The organism is Geobacter grbiciae, from assembly GCF_018531165.1.
GTDB lineage: Bacteria > Desulfobacterota > Desulfuromonadia > Geobacterales > Geobacteraceae > Geobacter > Geobacter metallireducens.
The window spans coordinates 245,915-262,773 of the sequence record NZ_JAHDIW010000001.1; the positions used below are offsets into that span (position 1 = coordinate 245,915).

The window sequence follows — 16,859 nt, forward strand, 5'->3', positions numbered from 1 at the left end:
CGATGTACCTGGAAGATACCATAGCGGCCATCGGCACGCCGGTGGGGGAGGGGGGGATCGGCATCATCCGCGTGAGCGGTCCCGATGTCCCCGCCATTGCCCGGCGGATCGTCCGGCGGGTTAACGAGAACGGTGACTTCGTGAGTCACCGTTTTTATTATGGCACCGTAGTGGATCCCGAGTCGGGGGACACCGTTGACGAGGTTATGGCGGTGCTGATGCGGGCACCCCGTTCCTTCACCCGGGAGGATGTCCTTGAGATCCAGTGCCACGGGGGATACCTGGTCGCCCGCCGGGTCCTGGACGCGGTGCTCCAGTGCGGCGCCCGTCCGGCCGAGCCGGGGGAGTTTACCCGCCGGGCGTTCCTGAATGGCCGCATTGACCTCGTTCAGGCTGAGGCGGTCATCGACGTGATCCGCTCCAAGACCGATGTGGCTCTCAATCTGGCCCAGCACCAGCGGGAGGGGCGCCTCTCCGAGCGGCTCAAGGCCGTGCAGGGTTGTCTGCGACATAGTCTTGCCCTTGTTGAGGCGTTCATCGATTTCCCCGATGACGAGGTGGATCCCGCCTCCCGGGTGGAGATCGAGGCAAAGGCCCGGGAGGCCTCGGGCCGAATTGAAGAACTCCTGGAGGGTTTCGACGAGGGGAGGGTGCTCCGGGACGGGGTGTCGGTCCTCATCGCCGGGAAGCCCAACGTGGGGAAGTCGAGTCTCCTCAATACGCTCCTCCAGGAGAAGCGCGCCATCGTCACGTCGGTCCCCGGTACCACCCGGGACATCATCGAGGAGGTGGTTAACGTCCGGGGCCTGCCGCTCCGGATGCTGGACACCGCCGGCATTCGGGAGACTGAGGATGTCGTCGAGCAGGAGGGAGTCCGTCTCACCCTGGAGAAGATACCCCAGGCTGACCTGATCCTTTTCGTCCTCGACGGTTCCCGTCCCTTTGACGACGACGACCGGATGATTCTTGCCGCCCTGGCGGAACGGCGCGTAATTGTCGTCACAAACAAGAGCGATCTTCCGGTCACCCTTCGTATTCCCGGCGAGCTGGAGGGTGTGCGCGCCGTTGCTATTTCCACTGCCACCGGGGCCGGCATCGACGACCTGCGGAAGGCCGTTTTCGAAACCTTCATTCACGGTCGAGCCATTGACAGCCGGGAGTATGTGGCCCTCTCGCAGACACGGCACCGGGATGCCCTGGTAAAGGCTCGGGGAAGAATCGCCGTATTCTTCGCCAATCTGGCGGCGGGCAACAATCTGGAAATTCTGGCCGTGGACCTCAGGGACGCCCTTGATGCCGTTGGGGAGGTTACCGGCGAGACGACCCCCGATGATATTCTTGAGCTGATCTTCCAGCGGTTCTGCATCGGGAAGTAGGTTTGACGAACAAGGGGTGCAACGGGTATCATTGGGTAGATGTTTCACGTGGAACATTGTGGCTAACTTCTTGTTGCCACTGACTAATTTGCTGGGATACCGTATCCATTATCGCCTCCTGTGAAACAGGATTGAGGTCATACGCAAGAGATGGAATTCATCGACTACGATAAACAGTACGACGTCATCGTGGTGGGGGCGGGCCATGCCGGCTGCGAGGCGGCCCTGGCCGCTGCCCGCATGGGGTGCGAGACGCTGCTTCTCACCATTAATCTGGACGCCATTGCCCTCATGTCGTGCAACCCTGCCATCGGCGGGTCGGCCAAGGGGCATCTGGTGAAGGAGATCGATGCCCTCGGCGGCGAGATGGGAAAGAATATCGACGCCACCGGCATCCAGTTCCGCATCCTCAATACCCGCAAGGGGCCGGCGGTCCGGGCCTCCCGGGCCCAGGCCGACAAGCAGCTCTACCGTCTCCGGATGAAACACGTCATGGAGCAGCAGGAACACCTCTCCCTCAAGCAGGCCGAGGTGACCGGCATTGTGGTTGAGGATGGCGAGGTACGCGGTGTCGATACGAAGGTCGGGGTCCGCTACCTCGGCGCCACCGTCATCCTCACCACCGGCACCTTCATGCGGGGGCTCATCCATGTGGGGCTCACCAATTACCCGGGGGGGAGGGCGGGGGATCTGCCGTCCGTGGGGCTGTCGGATCAGCTCCGGGAGCTGGGCTTTGCCGTGGGCCGTCTCAAGACTGGCACCCCGGCCCGGCTCGACGGCCGCACCATTGATTTCACCCGCCTGGAGCCCCAGCACGGGGATGACCCGCCAGTACCGTTCTCTTTCTCCACGGAGCGGATCGACCAGCCCCAGGTGCCGTGCTACATCGCCTACACCAACCCCCGCTCCCACGAGATCATCCGCTCGGGGCTCGACCGCTCGCCCCTCTATGCCGGCGTGATCGAAGGAATCGGTCCACGCTATTGCCCCTCCATCGAGGACAAGGTGGTCCGCTTCCCCGAGAAGGACCGCCACCAGACCTTCCTGGAGCCCGAGGGGCGGGACACGGTGGAGTACTATCCCTCGGGGCTCTCCACCTCGCTCCCCATCGATATCCAGTGGGCCTTCTACCGGAGCATCGAGGGGCTGGAGCGGGTGGAGATCATGCGGCCCGCCTATGCCATCGAGTACGATTACGTGGACCCGATCCAGCTCCACGCCTCCCTGGAGACGAAGCTTGTCCGTAACCTCTACCACGCCGGCCAGATTAACGGCACCTCCGGATACGAAGAGGCGGCGGGGCAGGGGCTCATGGCGGGGATCAACGCCGCCCTGCGGGTGCGGGACAAAGAACCGCTGATTCTGGGCCGGAGCGAGGCTTATATCGGCGTCATGATCGACGACCTTGTCACCCTCGGCACCCGGGAACCCTACCGGATGTTCACCTCACGGGCCGAGTACCGGCTCCTCCTGCGGGAGGACAACGCGGACCTGCGGCTGCGGGAGCGGGGCCACGCCGCGGGGCTTGTGCCGGAGGAAGAGTACCGGCAGTTTCTGGAAAAACGAGAGAAAATTGGTGCCGAGCTTGCGCGGCTCCAGGGGGCAAAGCTCCTCCCCTCCGGGGCGGATCCGGACTTCCTGGCCGCGTTTGCCCTGACCGGCCTCCAGAATGCCGTCACCCATGAGCAGCTCCTGCGGCGACCCGATATCACCTACAAGGAGTTGTGTCGCATCGATCCCCGGGCGGCGGAGGTGCCGCCGGTGGTTCGGGAGCAGGTGGAGATCCAGATCAAGTACCAGGGGTACATCGAGCGGCAGCTGGACCAGGTGGAGCGGGCACGGAAGCTGGAAGGGACCCGTGTTCCCGTCGGCTTCGACTACGGTGCCCTCCCCGGCCTCTCGGCCGAGGTCCGGGAGAAGCTGGCGAAGTTTCGCCCCGATACCCTGGGGCAGGCCTCCCGTATCCAGGGGGTGACCCCGGCGGCGATGGGGATCCTGGCCCTTGCCCTCAAGGCCCGGGGGTAGCATGGACCAGGAAGCCAAGGACCTCCTGGTGCGCGGAGCGGCCCAACTGGGGGTGGAACTCACCCCGGCCCAACTGGGGAAACTAGCCCTCTTTGCCGCTGAGCTTCGGAAATGGAACCGCAAGATCAACCTGACCGCCATCACCACCGAACGGGAGATCGCCCTGAAGCATTTCGTGGATTCCCTCTCTCTCTGCCGCGCGGTCGGGAGGGGGGGGCGGCTCCTGGATCTCGGCTCCGGCGGCGGCTTTCCGGTCATCCCCTTTGCCATCCTTCATCCGAAGAGCGAAGCGATGTCAGTGGATGCGGTGGAAAAGAAAATCATCTTCCAGCGCCATGTGGGGCGGCTTCTGGGCCTTTCGCACTTCCAGGCGCTCCATGCCCGGGGCGAGGAGCTGGCAGGGCGGTTTGCCGAGCACTTCGACTGGATCGTTTCCCGGGCCTTCTCCGACATCCCCACCTTTGTCCGCATGGCGCTGCCCCTCCTGAGGCCAAACGGTGCCATTGTCGCCATGAAGGGGCAGGGGGGCCGCGAGGAGGCCGAGACGTCCCGCCCCGCCCTGGAGGTGCTCGGTGTGGAGATCCGCCAGGTGCTGGAATTCCCTCTGCCGTTCTCCGGTGACGGGCGAAGCCTCATCGTAATGGGACGAAAAAACGAGGCATAGACTGTTTTCGCGTTATTGACACCAGATTCGCGTGTGGACGGTTTTGGGGTATAAGTGAGCCCGTGCCCTGTCTCTGCTCGAGAAAACCCGTTACATTGAAAAATCTGATGCCGCTTTTTTGGGCACATTGAGCCACGGATGATGATTGTCACGGGAAAGAAGCGTGATAATCTTTTCACAGTTCCATTCACCTCATCACCAAGGAGTGAACAAGCCATGAAGCATGCCATGCTCAAGAAAGGCGCCACCCTGCTTATCCCCCTGATGCTGATCTCGGCCTGCACCCCCTACCGGAGCCAGTACGTCGGTTTCCGGCCCGCCGAGGACTACGTGAACCGGCTCGTGGTAAGCGGCGTCACCATCGGCGGCGAGGCCTACGCCGACAGTGGGGCCGCCCAGAACGCCTTCGGCTTCGATATCAAGGGGAGCGGCCTCATTCCCGTCCAGATCGTCATGACCAACCAGGGGGCGAAAAACATGGAGATTGTCTCCAATCAGACCTTCCTGGTGAACGATCAGAACCGCTACTTCCAGGTGGTCCCCAACGCGGTGGCCGTGGACCGGATCGAGAAATCGACCCAGTTCGCCTCCTTCTTCGGGAGCGAGACCGGAAAGGGTGCCATTCTTGGCGCCGTCGGAGGTGCCGTACTCGGCGCTGCCGTCGGCATCGTCTCCGGTCACGGCATCGGCGAGGCGATCGGCAAGGGAGCTGCCATCGGCGGCGCCGGCGGTGCCGTTGCCGGCGGCCTCAAGGGGGGAACCTCGGGGGAACGGGAGCGATCCATTATCAATGACATTCGGTCCAAGGGGCTGGAAGGGAAGACCCTCCCGGCCGGGAGCATCGCCAGCGGCTTCCTCTTCTTCCCTGCCGAGGCGGATACGGCGCGGGAACTGCGGATGCAGCTCCGGGACCAGGACACCGGCTCGCTCCACAGTGTGGTTCTGAAATTCAAGTAACGGCGCTAAGGTGCCGCTCATAAAGAGGCCCCGGGCCTCTTTTTTTTGTCATGGGAGGGGAAGGAATGGAGTTTCGCGTCTACTATGAGGACACCGATGCCGGAGGGGTTGTCTACCATGCCCGCTACCTGGGCTTTTTCGAGCGGGGGAGGTGCGAGTTTCTCCGCCGGCGGGGACTGTCGGTGCGGGAGTTGGCCGACGAGGGTGCCGTCTTCCCGGTAGTGCGGATGGAGGTGGACTTCCGGGCGCCGGCGGTGCTCGATGACCTCCTCCGGGTGGAAACCGAGGTGCTTGAGGTGGGGAAGACCACGTTCTCCCTGAGGCAGCGGGTAGTGAGGACAGAAGACGGAAAGACCCTCGTGGAGGGGCGCGTCACCCTCGTCTGCGTCCGGCCTGGGATGAAGCCCCGCCGGCTTCCCGAGCAACTCATCGGGGCGCTCCGATCTACGAATGGGGCCGGCTAAAAGGCCGGTAAGGAGACATCACACAATGCTCGGAATCATCCTTAAATTGATTGTCAACGCAGTGGCCCTCTTTGCCGTGGTCCGCCTGGTTCCCGGCATCAGCATCGCCGGTACCGGTAATCTCTTCGTTGCGGCCCTTGTGCTGGGTTTCCTCAACGCGGTACTCAGGCCCATCATCTCCTTTTTTACCCTGCCGATCACGGTGCTCACCCTCGGCCTCTTCACCCTCGTGGTGAACGGCGCCGTCTTTGCCCTGGCCGCCTGGATCGTGCCGGGATTCAGCGTCGCCGGCATAGGGAGCGCGATAGTGGGGGCGCTGGTCTTCAGTGTCGTCAGCTTCGTGCTTAATATGATCGTTCGGCCGGTCGAGTGAAGTCCTGGCCATGAGGAACCTCATCCGCCACCTTGCCATTGGCGACGCCATCTGCTAGAGTCGACGTCTACCCGCTGCGGAATAGCGCGTCGATCACCGAAGGAGACCCTTTCCATGATGAGCACGAAGAAAACGGATTCCCTTGCCCACTACGCCGTCACGGTTGTGGGAAAAGACCGCCCCGGTATCGTGGCCGCAACGGCCGGGGTCCTCTACCGGCTGGGGTGCAACGTCGAGGATTCCAGCTCCACCATGCTCGGGGGGGAGTTCTCCATGATTCTCATCGTCTCCCATGAGAAACCCTTCAGCAAGGGGAGGATTCTGGAGGAGTTCCGGGGAGTGGCGGAAGAGATGGGGCTCACGGTGGCGGCCCGGACCCTTTCCCCCGACGAGGTGGCCTATCAGGCACCGGAAGGGGAGCTCTGCATGGTTTCGGTCTACGGCTCCGACCGGCCCGGGATCATCTACCGCGTGACAAATGAGCTGGCAGAGCGGAAGGTGAATATTACCGACCTCAATACCAAGCTCATCGGCACCAAGGAAGAGCCGGTCTACGTCCTGATGCTGGAGGCGGCACTACCGGAAGGTATTGTCGTGGAAGACGTGGCGGCAATGTTCGACAAGATTAAGAAGGAGATGAACGTGGAGATTTCGGTGCGATCCATCACGCCGGTCTCCCTCTGACGCCATGCCCGCACAGCCCATACTCTGCTATCCCCATCCCGTACTCAAGAAGGTGAGCCATGCCGTCGCCGTTATCGACGACGAGATCCGGTGTCTTATCGACGACCTTCTGGACACCATGCGTGCCGGACCCGGCTCCGTCGGGGTCGCCGCACCTCAGATCGGTGTCACCCTAAGGGTCTGCGTGGTGGACGTCTCCGGAAGCCGCCACGGTAAGGAGAACAACCACGGTCTCCTTGTCATGGTAAACCCCGAGATCGCCCACCGGGAAGGTGCGGCCATCATGCGGGAGGGATGCATGAGCGTCCCAGACTACACCGGCGACGTGGAGCGGGCCACCACCATCACCGTCCGGTTCCGGGACGGGGAGGGGACGGAGCGGGTGATCTCCGCCAGCGGCTTCGAGGCGGTCGCCATCCAGCACGAGATGGACCATCTGGACGGGATCCTCTTTTTGGATCGGATCGTGTCGCTCAAGACGGGGCTGTTCCGGAGGAAGAACTACAGGTAGCGTGAGCTGCCGGATGGATAAAACTAAAGCGGGGAGGCTGCTGGCGCGGCCCCCCCCCGAAGACTGGCGTCGTAGTCTGTGGCGGTTACTTCATCTCTTTCAAGTCCTGCACTTCTTTCTTCCCGGCTTCCTTCATCTGCTTGGCCTTCTCCTTCTTCTGCTTCACTTTGCTCTTTACCTTTTCGTGCTTTTCAGTGGCCTGGGCTTTTTTCTTCTCAACCTGCTCCTTTACGTCGGTCTGCTTGTCGGAGACCTTCTTTTCCTTTTCGGCAAGCTTCTCTTTCGCGGCCTTTTCCTTCTTCTGGACCTTTTCCTTTGCCTTATCCTCCCTCTTCTGGAGCTCGGCAGAGGGGGAGGGGATGGTGTAGTCGGCGGCCGAAGCGATACCGGCAAAGGCGCCGAGGGTGATGCAGGCGGTCAGGGTCAGCAGGGTTTTCTTCATGGTCTTCCTCCTTGGTATTGGTGTGAATGCCCGTACGGGGTACGGGAAGAATAGAATGTGATCGTCGTATGTTCAAGCATTAACTATCGGCCCTTCAGATAGGCCACCACCTCGTCGGTGGTGCGGTTGGCGGCGGTGGCGCAGTCGTTGAGGCCGATGCCGCGGTAGGAGTTTCCGGTAAGGAAGAACCCCGGGAGGGCCGAGGAGCGTTCCTGGAGAGCCGCCAAGCGCTTTCCGTGGCCGACGGTGTACTGGGGGATGGCCTGGGGATGGCGGAAGATCCTGATAAAGGAGGGGTCCGCCGTGATTCCCATAGTCGCCTTGAGATCTGCCTTCACCCGCTGCATCACCTCCGCGTCGGAAAGTTTCACGTACTCGGGGAAGCAGGCGCCGCCGAGCATGCTCCGCAGTAACACCTTACCCTCTGGGGCACGGTTTTCGAAGATGCTGGAGTCCCAGAGAGTGCCGAGGGTGTTCATCCCCTCCACCTTGGGGATCAGGTAGCCGAAGCCATTCAGGTCGTAGGCGATCCGCTCCCGTTCGAAGCCAAAGCAGACCACGGTCATGGAGGCGTAGGGGATCTCCCCCAGCACCTGGGCCATGGCGGCGTCAACGCCGCTGACGATGCCGGCGGTGGCATGGGCCGGCGAGGCGAGGATCACCACGTCGGCGTCGATATCGACGGTGGGCGTCTTCAGCCGCCACGGGACGCTTGATCCCCTGGTCAAGCCCGTCACGGGCTGACCCGTAACCACGGTCGCGGAACCGAGCTGCTCCGCCAAGATGTCGGTCAGCTCCTGGATCCCCCATCGGAAAGAGGTGAGGACTCCACCGGGGCCGGCGGCGCTCGATACCGCCTTTCCCTGGGCCGCTTCCTGCTTCTTCTTTTTCGCCAGTTTGATCATGGCTTTTATGAGGCTGCCGTATTCGTCCTCCAGTTCCGCGATGCGGGGGAAGCAGGAGCGGAGCGACATGGTTTCCGGGTCGCCGGCGAAGATCCCCGACACCATGGGGGAGATGAGCTTCTGGAGGGCCTCCTCGCCGAGGCGCCGGCGGCCGAAGGAGGCGAGGGTCTCGTCGGTGCCGTCGGTCCGCTTCGAGATGAAGGGCTCCATGGCGAGGCGCAGCTTGCCGGGCCACGAGATGAGGCTGCTCTTGAGAAACATGGGGCCGTTCTCGGGGAGCCGGTTCAGAACGCCCCCGGTGTAGATGAAGCGTTTACGGGCGTTATCGTTACTCCGCAGGAGCCTTTCCGAGGCACCCAGGTCCCGGCAGAGGTCGAGGGTCTGGGGCTTGGAGTCCAGAAAGCCGTTGGGCCCCCACTCGCAGAGGTATCCCTCCTCCTTGATGCTCCAGATCTTGCCGCCGACCCGCTCTTCCTTTTCCAGCAGGGTCACATCCAGCTCGATGCCCGCCTCTGCACCTTTATTGCGCAGCTCGAAGGCGGTTGCGAGTCCCGAAATGCCGCCCCCCACCACGATAACTTTTTTCATCCCTGCTCCTCACCGTTCGATGAATGCACTCTGATCATTGATAGACCCTGCATGGGCGGCTGTCAAGAAAGTAAACATGGAGCCTTCTCCAGCTGAACCGTTGACAGGGTACCCCGGAGCGCTTACATTCTTTCAAGACCTACGGAAAGGATTTTCAGATGGCGCAAACGGATTACTACGAGGTACTCGGCCTGAAGAAAGGGGCCACTGAAGCTGAGATCAAGAAGGCTTATCGGAAGCTGGCCGTCAAGTACCATCCCGACAAAAATCCCGGCGACAAGGGGGCCGAGGACAAATTCAAGGAGATCAACGAAGCCTACGCCGTGCTCTCTGATGCCCAGAAGCGGGCCCAGTACGACCAGTTCGGCTCCAGCGGCTTCCACCAGCGCTACAGCCAGGAGGACATCTTCCGCGGGTTTGACGTGGGGGATATCTTCAAGGACATGGGGTTCGGCACCGACGACATCTTCTCCCGCATCTTCGGCGGCGCCGGCGGTTTCCGCCAGGGGGGGTTCGGCTTCGGTGGCGGTCGCCGGCGGGGCGAGGACTTCACCATGGAGGTTCCCGTTACGTTCCGGGAATCGTATGACGGCGGAGAAAAGCGAGTGGCCTTCATGCGAGACGGGAAGCGGGAGGAGCTCGCCGTCAAGATACCGGCCGGGGTGGAGGACGGCGCGCGGCTTCGGGTAGCGGGGAAGGGGGGCTTTGGCCATGGCGGCGGACCAACCGGCGACCTCTACCTGATCATCAAGGTGGGAACCGATCCCCATTTCACTCGGGAGGGTGATGACATCGTGGTGGAGCGGAAGATCCGCTTTACCGACGCCCTCCTCGGCGCCTCCCTCGACGTGCCAACCTTGGAGGGTACCAAGCGGATCAAGATACCCGCCGGCATCCAGCCGGGGACCAAGATCCGCCTCAAGGGGCTCGGTTTCCCCCGCATGGGGAAGGCGGGAAAGGGAGATCTTTTCGTGCGGATCGGGGTGTCAGTGCCCGAGAGCCTTACCCCGGAGCAGAAGACCCTGGTGGAGGAGTTGCGGGGCAAGGGGCTGTAAAGGTCGGGACCGGGGACCAGGGATCGGTAAAAGCGAAGAAAAACGTCAAGAGCATCCGAACCAAAAGTCGGCGAGAAGCGGGTGGAGGTTGGTTTACGGTTTTGCTGGTCCCCGGTCCCCGGTCCCCGTTTCCTGTCTAATCTCTATGGCCGCCCCCTTGCGGAGGTCGGCCACCCACTGGTTGAAGCGCTCTTCCGACTTTTTCCGGTAGAGGATGTCCTCCACTTCGGCCTTGACCTGTTCGAAGGGTTTCGGTGTGCCGGCGAAGCGTGCCTCCAGCTTGACGATGTGGAGCCCCCCCGAGACATAGATGAGGTCGCTCACCTCGCCCGGCTTCATCTTTATGAGGCTCTCCTCGAATTCGGGGAGGATGTCCCCCTTGCGGAAGGTTCCCAGATCGCCACCGGTATTCTTTGCCGCAGGGTCGTCTGAGTGCTGGCGGGCCAGTTCGGCAAAGTCCTTGCCGTCACGGGCCTCGTGGAGGACGGTCAGGGCGGTGGTCATGATCTTCTTCACCTGGTCGGCCGGCATCTTTTCATCGAGCTTGAAGTAGATGTTGCGGGCCCGGAAGTTCTCCTCGCCGCCAAACCGGCCGGGGTTCGCCTCGTAGTACTCCCGCATCTCCCGTTCACCGACCTGGATCTTCGACCGCACCTCCTGGCTCACAAGGCGCAGCCGCTCCAGCTGTTCGCGGATCTGGACCTTGTACTGGTCGAAGGAGAGCCCCTGATTGGCCAGGGCCGAGACGAGGGACTCCTGGGAGAGCTTGTTCTGCCGCTTCACGTCCTCGATGGCCTGCCGGACTTCCTCTTCGCTTACCTTGATGTCCAGCTCCCGGACTTTCTGCTCCACGAGCTTCTTGTCGATGAGGCGGTTAAGGGCCGTCTCGTCCAGATGGACGAGGGATTCAGGGGGGGGCGGAGGCTGCTGGCGCTCAGCCTCTTTGAGGATAGTTGCCTTTTCCTTCTCGACCGCGTAGGAGGTGATGATTTCGTCGTTGACGACGGCAAGAATCCGGTTGACCACCTCTGCGTGTGACGGTGAGGGAAGGGTGGCGATAAGGACAAGGGTGGCTGTGATGAGGGTTTTAATCATGGTTTCCGTTGGGGAGGGGGCACGGGGCTGCCGACGTTGCTGCCGGCAGCCCCGGTGCGCTTACTTCGTTTCCGCTTTCTTTGCCGGAGTGCTCTCGGGGCCCGCGGGTGCCGGCTTTTCCGCGGCGGCGCCTCCGATTCCCTTGAGGACGTCCTCCTTGATGGTGACCTTGGCCCCCTTCTTGATGTCATCCTTGAGCTTCTGGAAGACTTCCTGCTGCTTGCTGGGGAGGATGGCTGCCCTGAGCTGCTCTTTCACCTCGTCGAAGGTACGGATGCCGGCCGGCCGCTTGCCGGTCAGCTTGATAATGTGGTAGCCGAACTTGGTCTTGACGATGCCGGAGGTTTCCCCCTCTTTCAGGCCGAATACCACCTTTTCGAATTCGGGGACCATGGAGCCCTTGCTGAACCATCCCAGGTCGCCTCCCTTGGCCGCGGCGGAGTCGATGGAGTGCTTCTTGGCCAGCTCCTCGAAGTTCCCCCCTTCTTTGAGTTCCTTGAGGACCTTCTGGGCTTCGTCCTCGCTCTTCATGAGAATGTGGCTCGCGTGGACCTGGGGACCGGTCTTGAATTTGTCCTTGTTTTCTTCGTAGAACTTCTTCATCTCCTCGTCGGAGACTTTGGCCTGCTCCTCCACCTTCTTCTTGAGGAACGCCTCCACTACGACCCGCTTCTTGAGCTCCTCCAGCTTGGCTGCCACATCGGGGCTCTTGTCCAGGCCGTCCTTTCTGGCCTGCTGGAGGATCAGCTCCCGGACCACCATGGTGTCGAGGAGTTCCTTTTTCCCTTCGGCAGTGTCGGCCATGGGCTTCAGGTAGGGGGGAAGGTTTTCCAGCTCCTTCTGGAAGTCGCCGGTGGTGATGGTGTCGCCGTTAACCTCGGCGATCACTTCCCCGGCCTTCTTGGCGGGGGCCGTGGCAGTGCCGGTTTCGGTCTTTCCTTTGCAGCCGGTGAACGGGACCGCCAGGAGGGTGGCCGAGAGGATCGTCAGAACCGCTGTTCGTTTCACGTTGAAACTCCTTTTCAGGCTCATTAAGTATTGAAGAATCTTACGGAAGCTAGCACATCACCCAAGCCTTTTCAAGAGATTTCTGGCCTCTTCCAGGACCCCCTCGAAGGAGGTGTCGGCAAGCTCCGCCGTAAGCCGGAAGTCCGGTGAGAACTGGTATCGCTTCGGGTTTGAACGGATGAGTCCGATGATGGTATCCGGAGGGACCGGCGTCTTCTGGTGGAAGCTGAGGCAGAGGCGCCTGCCGTCGAATTCCGCCATGGTGATCACGAAGCGCTTGAAGTGAATCCGCAGCTTCATCACTTCCAGGAGGTACGTGGCGGCCAGGGGAAGTTTACCGAAGCGGTCCACCAGTTCCGCCATGACTTCGTCCACTTCTTCCTCGTTTTCGGCCTGGGTGAGCTTCTTGTAGATGATAAGCCGCTGGTTGGGCTCTTTGACGTAGTCCTCGGGGACGAATGCCGGTATCCGGAGGTTGATCTCCGGCTCCACCCGCTCCAGCCGTTCCTCACCCTTCAGGTTCTGGATCGCCTCCTCCAGGAGCTCCGTGTAGAGGTCGAAGCCCACGGCGGCTATGTTCCCCGACTGCTTGGCCCCCAGGATGTCGCCGGCGCCGCGGATTTCGAGATCATGGGTGGCGAGCCGGAAACCGGCGCCGAGTTCCGTCAGTTCCTGAATAATCTTCAGTCGTTCCCGGGCATCGGACGAGATGGCCCCTTCGCCGGGGATCAGCAGGTAGGCGTAGGCCCGCTGCTTGGAGCGCCCGACGCGACCACGAAGCTGGTAGAGCTGGGCCAGGCCGAAGGTGTCCGCCCGGTCGATGATGAGGGTGTTGGCGTTGGGGATGTCGAGCCCCGACTCGATTATGGTCGTGCAGAGCAGGAGATTGGTCTCTCCGTGCATGAAGCCGAGCATCACCTTCTCCAATTCCCCTTCGTCCATCTGGCCGTGCCCCACGGCGATCTTTGCCTCGGGGACGATGCGGCGCAGGTGCTCGGCCCAGTTCATGATGGACTGGACCCGGTTGTGGACGAAGAAGACCTGCCCCCCCCGGCGCAGTTCCCGCATGACCGCCTCCCGAATCAGGTCGTCGGAGTTGCGGGCTACGAAGGTCTTTACCGCCAGCCGGTCCACCGGCGGGGTGTCGATGATGGAGAGGTCCCGGATCCCCATCATGGACATGTAGAGGGTCCGGGGGATGGGGGTGGCGGTGAGGGTGAGAATATCTACCACCGCCTTGTATTTCTTGAGTTTTTCCTTGTGGGTGACGCCGAAGCGCTGTTCCTCGTCCACAATGAGGAGCCCCAGGTCTTTGAAGGAGACGTCGCTCTGGAGCAACCGGTGGGTGCCGATGATGACGTCGATGGCCCCCTTTTTCACCTTCTCCAGGATCTCCTTCTGCTCCTTGGGCGTGCGGAAGCGGGAGAGCATCTCTACGGTGACCGGGTAGGCGCCGAGACGGGCCTTGAAGGTCTCCAGGTGCTGCTGGGCCAGGACTGTGGTGGGGACCAGCACCGCCACCTGCTTGCCGTCCATGACTGCCTTGAAGGCCCCCCGCATGGCCACCTCGGTCTTGCCGTAGCCGACGTCGCCGCAGACAAGGCGGTCCATGGGTTTCGGGCTTGTCATGTCGCCGATCACGTCCATGATGGCCGACATCTGGTCCGAGGTCTCCTCGTAGGCGAATGAGGCCTCGAACTCCCGGTAGAGGTCGTCGGGGGGGGAGAAGGCGTGTCCCTCGTGGAGCTGGCGGGCCGCGTAGATCTGCAGGAGCTCCCCGGCCATCTCCTGCACGGCGGCCCGGGCCTTCCCCTTGGCCTTTTCCCAGGAGGTTCCCCCCAGCTTGTCCACCCGTGGTTCGAGCCCCTCGGCCCCAACGTAGCGCTGGACGAGATTCAGCCGGTCCACGGGGAGGTAGAGCTTGTCCCCTCCCGCGTATTCAAGGAGGATGAAGTCACCGGCGCAACCGCTCAGGGAAATGTGCTGGAGCCCCCGGTAAATGCCGATGCCGTGGTCCAGGTGGACCATGTAGTCGCCGGGCTTCAGCTCTGCCAGCGACGTCATGATCTGCTTCTTGCGCAGCTCCGAGACCCCGCGCCGCTTCTGGCGGCGGCCGAAGATCTCCTCTTCGGCTATGACAATGAGCTTCTCTTCGGGGAGCCGGAACCCCCGTGAAAGGTCGCCGATTACAACGTCCACCTTGCCGTCGCCCCGCTCCCGCTCGGCGGGGAAGGGGCGGTCGGAGATGTTCAGGGGGAGGGGGTAGTGGGAGAGGAGCTCGTAGAGGCGTTGGGCCTGGCCCCGCTGGTGGCAGGCGACTATTACCCGCTGCCGCTCCTCCAGCCAGCCGTTGAGCCGTGTCACCAGAGGCTTCAGGACCCGCTCACTGTCGGAGGAGACGTCCACCTTGAGGTCGGTGTTTTCCTGGATGTCCAGGGCTACGGCTGTTTTTTCGTCGACCTCCCCGGTTACGGTCAGGTAGGGGATGGTCACGAGCCGTCCCGCTTCGATGCTGCCGGCGGTTTCCGAAGCGGTCAGGAAGAATTCCGCCGGTGACGCGAAGAGGTCTCCCTGTTCCCGCGCCTGGGCCGAGGCCGTTTCCAGTTCTGCGTCGAGCCGCGCATTTTCATCGGCCAGGGCGTCAGGGTCCAGGATCACCCGGACTGCGTCGCCGGCATAGTCGAAGAGGGTCTCCAGCCGGGGATGAAAGAGTGGGAGGAGCCACTCTACGCCGGCGGGGTAGAGGCCTTGCTGTAGCTGCTCCAGAAGTTCCCGCCGGGCCACGGGGGATATCTCCAGCTCGTCGCAGCGGGCCTTGATGCGGTGAGAGGCGGACTTCAGCACTTCATCGGTCAGGACCATCTCCCGGGAGGGGAGGAGGAGTAGCTCTTCCAGTGGAGCCAGGGAGCGCTGGGATAGGGGGTCGAAGGCCCGGATGGTCTCCACGAAGTCGCCGAAGAACTCGATCCGCACCGGCTGTTCGAAACCGGGGGGGAATATGTCCACGATTCCTCCCCTTACGGCGAAGGTTCCCCGGTCTTCCACCAGGGGGACATTCAGGTAACCCAGAGTGACGAGTTTTGCGAGAAATTCATCCCGGTTGCTTTCCTCGCCGGGGAGGAAGTAGAGGGAGGCGTTGTCCAGCATCGTCCTGGGGAGCACCCGCTGCCTGAGGGCCGCTTGAGTGGTCACCACGGCGGCCGTCTTGCGATCCATGAGGCGGCGGAGGCAGGCGAGCCGCTGGCCGGTCACGTCGGCGTGGGGCGATCCCTTTTCGAAGGGGGCCACGTCCCAGGCGGGAAAGGAGAGGACGTCGAAGGGGCGCCCGCTGAAGAAGCGAAGCTCGGTGCAGACCTCGGCGGCCCTGTCGGCGTCGGGGGCGATGACGAGGAGGGGGCGCTCCGCCGTTTTCAGAAGCTGGGCCAGGAGATAGGCCGGGGCCGATCCTTTGAGACCGGTGAGGGTGACCCGGCCGGTTTTTGGGGCGAGGTGGTCGGTGATCCGGTCGATGAGCTGGCTGTTTGCGAGGGGCATTCCGTCTTCCTTTGCGTCGTAAGGGTGCTCTGGAACGATACCAGCGCGGCTGTGAAAAGGCAAGGCTGCCCCCTCGGCGTATCCCTTGGTGAAAGGGGTTCCGGGGGCGCAGGACCGGGTTCTCGAGAAAAAAATGCTCAAGGAAGGCGAAAAATGTCCGATACGGAAAGAGGGGACAATGTCGTCTGCCTCCGGCAAGTCCGCCCCCCTGTTCGCACTACGCCCGAGAGGAAGTACCGTCCATGAAGCACCTCCTGTTCCGTTGCCTGGGAATTCCGATCGTCATCACCACCTTCTCCGTCTCCGTCGGCAGTGAAACGCCGGCCGCCGCCTCCCCGGCGGGGAAGAAAAAAACCGAGTCCACCGAAGTCGCGGCCTCTTCCCCGGCGAAGCCGGCCCTTGCCTATGCCGAGTATGTGCGTCTCGTAAGCAGGCGGGGTGTCGCCGGGCGTGGCCACGCCAAAAAGAAGCCGGCGAAGGCGGCAAAGGTGACCCGTACTGCAAAGAAAGCGGACCAGAAGGTGGTTTCCGCAAAAGCCGAGCCGACGCCGGTCGTTCCCGTCCGGACCGTTGCGCCGGTCGTGGCAGTCGAGCCGAAGCGGGGAGGGGGATGGCGGCCCGGTCCGGCAGAGGTGCGCGAGGTCCTTGGCACGACCCGCGATCTGTCGGGGGCGAACCTGCGGGGGATGAACCTGGCCGGCCTTGATCTGCGCAACGCCTCCCTGGCCAATGCCGACCTCTACCTGGCCAATCTGGCGGGGGCGTGCCTCGACGGGGCGAACCTGCGGGGGACATCCCTCGAAATGGCCAATCTGCGGGGGGCAAGCCTCAAGGGGGCCAAGCTCTCGGGGGCCGGCCTCTTCATGACGAACCTGGAAGGGGCCGACCTGGAGCGGGCGGACCTGACGGGTGTCTATGCCGTGGGGGCGAACCTGCGGGGTGCAGCGCTGGCAAGCGCAAACTTACGGGGCGGGCTCTTCACCAATGCGGTCATGGAGCGGAGCGTGGCGGTGCTGACGGAGGATGGAGAGGGGAGGGGGGGCGGCACGGTGACAAAGGCGGCGGCACGGGACGATGCAGCTCGACCCGACCCGGCCGAACGGCTCACGTTCCTCAAATTCTGACCAGTTTCCCTGCGTTGCGATAACAAAAAAACCGGCTCCCCTCGAGGGGATGCC

At 62.7% G+C, this 16,859-nt stretch carries 15 protein-coding genes; 10 read left to right on the forward strand and 5 right to left on the reverse strand.

Features of this window, described 5'->3' with window-relative positions:
- Positions 1-2: 2 nt before the first annotated feature.
- From mnmE to def, 8 genes are all read left to right on the forward strand, one after another.
- On the forward strand, positions 3-1,376 hold the full coding sequence (gene mnmE, locus KJB29_RS01095; protein ID WP_215732980.1) for a tRNA uridine-5-carboxymethylaminomethyl(34) synthesis GTPase MnmE: 1,374 nt from the start codon (positions 3-5) through the stop codon (positions 1,374-1,376).
- A gap of 150 nt (positions 1,377-1,526) precedes the next feature.
- Positions 1,527-3,401 (forward strand): tRNA uridine-5-carboxymethylaminomethyl(34) synthesis enzyme MnmG, encoded by a 1,875-nt coding sequence (mnmG, locus tag KJB29_RS01100; protein WP_215732981.1) that lies wholly within the window; start codon positions 1,527-1,529, stop codon positions 3,399-3,401.
- Between the two features lies 1 nt (position 3,402).
- Positions 3,403-4,065: a 16S rRNA (guanine(527)-N(7))-methyltransferase RsmG gene (gene rsmG / locus KJB29_RS01105; protein WP_215732982.1), complete on the forward strand. Its 663-nt coding sequence runs from the start codon at positions 3,403-3,405 to the stop codon at positions 4,063-4,065.
- 216 nt (positions 4,066-4,281) lie between these two features.
- On the forward strand, positions 4,282-5,022 hold the full coding sequence (locus KJB29_RS01110; RefSeq protein ID WP_215732983.1) for a glycine zipper family protein: 741 nt from the start codon (positions 4,282-4,284) through the stop codon (positions 5,020-5,022).
- A gap of 65 nt (positions 5,023-5,087) precedes the next feature.
- On the forward strand, positions 5,088-5,486 hold the full coding sequence (gene ybgC / locus KJB29_RS01115) for a tol-pal system-associated acyl-CoA thioesterase (protein WP_215732984.1): 399 nt from the start codon (positions 5,088-5,090) through the stop codon (positions 5,484-5,486).
- A 25-nt stretch (positions 5,487-5,511) separates the two neighbouring features.
- Complete coding sequence (locus KJB29_RS01120) at positions 5,512-5,859, forward strand: phage holin family protein (protein ID WP_215732985.1); 348 nt, start codon at positions 5,512-5,514, stop codon at positions 5,857-5,859.
- A gap of 117 nt (positions 5,860-5,976) precedes the next feature.
- The gene (locus KJB29_RS01125) at positions 5,977-6,543 is read left to right on the forward strand and encodes a glycine cleavage system transcriptional repressor (RefSeq protein WP_035468817.1); all 567 of its coding nucleotides are present in this window, start codon (positions 5,977-5,979) and stop codon (positions 6,541-6,543) included.
- A gap of 4 nt (positions 6,544-6,547) precedes the next feature.
- A complete protein-coding gene (def, locus tag KJB29_RS01130; RefSeq protein WP_215732986.1) occupies positions 6,548-7,054 on the forward strand; it encodes a peptide deformylase in 507 nt (168 codons plus the stop codon).
- An 85-nt stretch (positions 7,055-7,139) separates the two neighbouring features.
- Here def and KJB29_RS01135 read toward each other — a convergent pair whose 3' ends face one another.
- Positions 7,140-7,496, reverse strand: a complete 357-nt coding sequence (locus KJB29_RS01135) for a hypothetical protein (protein WP_004513708.1) — start codon at positions 7,494-7,496, stop codon at positions 7,140-7,142.
- A gap of 83 nt (positions 7,497-7,579) precedes the next feature.
- Positions 7,580-8,989 (reverse strand): protoporphyrinogen oxidase, encoded by a 1,410-nt coding sequence (gene hemG, locus KJB29_RS01140; RefSeq protein WP_215732987.1) that lies wholly within the window; start codon positions 8,987-8,989, stop codon positions 7,580-7,582.
- A 158-nt stretch (positions 8,990-9,147) separates the two neighbouring features.
- Between hemG and KJB29_RS01145 the strand changes: the two genes are divergently transcribed.
- Positions 9,148-10,044 carry a DnaJ C-terminal domain-containing protein gene (locus KJB29_RS01145; RefSeq protein ID WP_215732988.1) on the forward strand — a complete coding sequence of 299 codons (897 nt, stop codon included), beginning with the start codon at positions 9,148-9,150 and terminating at the stop codon, positions 10,042-10,044.
- A gap of 93 nt (positions 10,045-10,137) precedes the next feature.
- Here the strand turns inward: KJB29_RS01145 and KJB29_RS01150 are convergent, their stop codons facing one another.
- Genes KJB29_RS01150 through mfd form a run of 3 tightly spaced genes read right to left on the reverse strand, consistent with a single transcriptional unit; the run spans position 10,138 to position 15,681 of the window.
- The gene (locus tag KJB29_RS01150) at positions 10,138-11,139 is read right to left on the reverse strand and encodes a peptidylprolyl isomerase (RefSeq protein ID WP_011366203.1); all 1,002 of its coding nucleotides are present in this window, start codon (positions 11,137-11,139) and stop codon (positions 10,138-10,140) included.
- 60 nt (positions 11,140-11,199) lie between these two features.
- Entirely contained in the window at positions 11,200-12,147 is a 948-nt protein-coding gene (locus KJB29_RS01155; protein ID WP_004513704.1) for a peptidylprolyl isomerase, read from the reverse strand.
- Positions 12,148-12,204: 57 nt separating this feature from the next.
- Positions 12,205-15,681: a transcription-repair coupling factor gene (mfd, locus tag KJB29_RS01160; protein ID WP_215732989.1), complete on the reverse strand. Its 3,477-nt coding sequence runs from the start codon at positions 15,679-15,681 to the stop codon at positions 12,205-12,207.
- A 242-nt stretch (positions 15,682-15,923) separates the two neighbouring features.
- On the opposite strand from mfd, the gene KJB29_RS01165 reads away from it, so the two are divergent.
- On the forward strand, positions 15,924-16,805 hold the full coding sequence (locus KJB29_RS01165) for a pentapeptide repeat-containing protein (protein ID WP_215732990.1): 882 nt from the start codon (positions 15,924-15,926) through the stop codon (positions 16,803-16,805).
- The last annotated feature ends 54 nt before the right edge of the window (positions 16,806-16,859 follow it).